Consider the following 3,308-nt stretch of genomic DNA (forward strand, 5'->3'; position numbering starts at 1 on the left):
TCCAAACCGTCAGATCACCTCGCTATCGCAGGCCCTCGTTGTACTCAGACCAGTTGGTCACCCGATGCTTTTGCTTCGGGATCTTGTCACGACGATCGGCGTTGAACTTGTGCGGCATTCACAACATCCTGAAGGGTACAAGCCGCATCGATATCAGCGGTGGGGCGATCCCTGCAACAACGCCCATATGGGACAAGTTCGTCACAGGAGCGCCACGTGCTGTTACCCGTCATTGGTTTGCACAGCAAACCATGGGAGGGTACGCACGTCCTCAGATCTGCCACACAGATCGGCTGGCCGACAGGCGTACGCTTCGCTTGCGCAGCTGAGCAGGGAGTCGGGCATCAATCCAATAGCGGTCGCGAAGTGGCTTTAGCGTGCGACGGTCGAGGATTTGAAGACCGGGAAACTGGTGGCGCTTGTTGCTGATAAACTGAGGCTGCATCGGCACTGCCTACGCCCAGATCGATGTCTTGCGCGCTAATGTGACACCCCCCATGACAAGATAGTCGGCTGGCTCTGGCGATGAGTTGCGCTACGACATAACTTACTGCGAAGAGGGGAGAATGATGTGAAGCCTGACAGAACCGAGACCGCACCGAAGCCATCCGTAGCGGAAGGACGAGTTTCCGATAAAGCCGGGTCGATATTTGAGCCCAGCGAGACCTGCTGGCGTGTGGCGCGCGCAGACAGAATATCCCTGATCGTCGATGCAGCGGATTACTTCCGCGTCTTGCGCAAGGTTTTCATTGCGGCCCGCAAAGAACTGCTGCTGATCGGCTGGGATTTCGGTTTTGAGCTGGAGATGCTGCCTGGCGAAAGCGATGAAAACGGGAACGCTCCGGACGGGTTCCCGAACCAGTTGGGCGACTTTATTGAGGCTGTGGTCGAGCAGTCGCCCGACCTGCATGTCTATCTGCTGAAATGGAACGGTGCAGTGCTCGCTGCACCGGGAGCGATACTGCCTTCGCTTGCACTAGCGACATTCGGCAGCGACCGCATACATTTCGCCCTCGACGGTCATCACCCGTTCGGGGCCTGCCACCACCAGAAGATCGTTGTGGCCGATGACAGCCTCGCCTTTTGTGGAGGTATCGACGCGACCGAGGAACGCTGGGATACATCCGATCATGAACCGGACGACCCCAGACGGGTGGGAAAGGATGGCACGCTATCCGGCCCGTGGCATGACGTGACCTCGGCGATGACCGGCCCGGCTGCATCAGCCTTGGCGGAACTGTCGCGGATGCGCTGGTATCGCGCTAACGACGAAGAACTGAAGCGCCCCGATATTTCCGATCCGATACAGTGGCCCGAAACGCTCGATACCGATGCAACCGATGTCAAGGTCGCCATCGCGCGCACCGAGCCTCCCTATGATGGATCGTCGCTGACAAACGAGATCGAGAAACTGTATCTGCGCAGCATCGAGGTGGCGGAGAAGACGATCTATATTGAATCCCAGTATTTCGCAGCCGAAAAAATCTGCGCGGCGCTGGTTAAGCGTCTTGAGGAGCGTGACGGTCCTGAACTTGTGGTGATCAACCCCCATGAGGCCCAGTCGCAGCTCGAAGACGACGCCATGAATGTCCTGCGGAGCCGGATGATCGAGCGATTGAACGCGGCCGATCAGGGCGGCCGGTTTCGCATCTACTATCCCGTGAACAGCGCGGGGGAGCCAATCTATGTCCACGCTAAGATCATGATCGTTGATGACCGCATCCTGCGTCTGGGGTCCAGCAATCTGAACGATCGCTCCATGGGCTTTGACACCGAATGCGACGTTGCGGTCGAAGGGCCGGGCAAACTGATCGCCGAATTCCGCACACGCCTATTATCGGAACATCTGGATATATCACCAGATACCTTTGACAAGGCTTTGCAAGAGCAGGGAACTCTGATCGCCGCAATCGAAAACCTGAATGCGCCAGACGGGCGCGGTTTGCGCGAAATTCCACCCGACAACGAGAGTTGGAGAGGCAGCTTCCTAGCCGACACGCGCCTGCTGGACCCACGCTACTTGCCGGGCCAGACAACATCGACCGGCGAAGGATTGCGTCCCCGACATCTCGCTATGATCGCCGGGGTCGTGGTCCTAGGATACCTGGGTTGGAAAGCGTGGAACATTCGCAGAAACAAGAGGTCGCGCCGCTAGTCAGTTTACCGCAGCGAAAGCGGCTCCTGCGACCTTCAAGATGAACAGGATTGCTGAGGAGTTTCGGTCAAGGAAAGTCTTCGATTGGCAGTGCCTATCCAGCATCCTCCAGTGTTTCCGCATCCATGTATCCGCGCCTCGCCAAGATGCGGGCCACAATCAGGCAAATCATCGCCCATGCCCCTCCTGCAAGCCAGCCTGCCGCAACGTCGGTCGGCCAGTGAACGCCCATGTAAATCCTGCTGACACCCACAAACAGCGTCAGCAAGATCGCAACACTCATGACGTAGAGCTTCAGAACGAACCGCGGCTGCACGCGCGCGATCAGAACACCCAGCGAAAGATATACAATCGCCGCCATCATGGCATGGCCCGATGGAAAGCTGGCAGTATGGACGATTGCATCATGAGGCACGAGGTCGGGTCGCGGGCGATCGAAATAGTCTTTTGCGATACTGCTGATCAGGATGCCGCCTCCGACGGTCACCAGAATATAAAGCACCGAGGCCCAGCGGCGCAGAAGCAGGAAGAACATCGAGACAATCAGTGTCGTGAGCGTCAGTACCGCAACGCCCCCCAAAGCAGTGATGTCGCGACCCATTTCTTCAAGCCACCAGGGACCGATCGGATCGGACAGATCGCTTGGCGCTCGCAAGAGCAACAGGATGTCGCGATCAAGATTGCGGGTGGACCCCTCCACAACCTCGTCGGTCAGTTCGGCAAGCGTCCACACCGCTACTACGATGATGCCCAAAAGGGTCAGAGACGTAATTTCGATATGGCGTCGGGTCCAGCGAACCAAAGCTGATACATTTTCGTATTTCATATGGCTAAACTCTTTCCTGGAACAGACAGTTCCACAACTGGCATGTGTCAAGCGCACTACTTTTCTGAGCCGAGTTGCACGGAGCCGGTGAAGTTCGGATCGCGCCCTTTCCCATGAATAACCTCATGTGGGTCGTGAAGATGTAGACGCCTCCATCAAAGGTTGTTTGTAAACCCACTATGGCAAGCTAGAGCCAGCCGGGGCGTCTACACCTTCACTACCTAAAGTCATGATCACAACTTCCTGCGATCGTTGACGAGTTCATCCCTCGAACAGAACGAAGGGCGACCAATTCTGCGGATCGGCAATGCGCGCGTCTGTCTGGCT

Annotated in this window: 2 protein-coding genes and 1 pseudogene; 1 reads left to right on the plus strand and 2 read right to left on the minus strand. The window is 57.0% G+C overall.

Annotated features, from left to right (window positions below; all coding sequences use genetic code 11):
• Positions 1 to 25 precede the first annotated feature (25 nt).
• Positions 26 to 118: pseudogene (locus ABJO75_RS01255) on the minus strand (IS5/IS1182 family transposase); the annotation flags it as partial.
• Positions 119 to 571: 453 nt separating this feature from the next.
• On the opposite strand from ABJO75_RS01255, the gene ABJO75_RS01260 reads away from it, so the two are divergent.
• Complete coding sequence (locus ABJO75_RS01260; RefSeq protein WP_348134952.1) at positions 572 to 2,155, plus strand: phospholipase D-like domain-containing protein; 1,584 nt, start codon at positions 572 to 574, stop codon at positions 2,153 to 2,155.
• 94 nt (positions 2,156 to 2,249) lie between these two features.
• Here ABJO75_RS01260 and ABJO75_RS01265 read toward each other — a convergent pair whose 3' ends face one another.
• A complete protein-coding gene (locus ABJO75_RS01265) occupies positions 2,250 to 2,981 on the minus strand; it encodes a phosphatase PAP2 family protein (RefSeq protein ID WP_348134953.1) in 732 nt (243 codons plus the stop codon).
• Positions 2,982 to 3,308 lie beyond the last annotated feature (327 nt).

It is taken from the genome of Sedimentitalea sp., from assembly GCF_039973035.1.
In the GTDB taxonomy this organism is placed as follows: Bacteria; Pseudomonadota; Alphaproteobacteria; order Rhodobacterales; family Rhodobacteraceae; genus Sedimentitalea.

Coding starts and splice junctions, on each gene's coding strand:
- ABJO75_RS01265 (WP_348134953.1), bottom strand. CDS start 2,981: ATGAAATACGAAAATGTATCAGCTTTGGTTCGCTGGACCCGACGCCAT.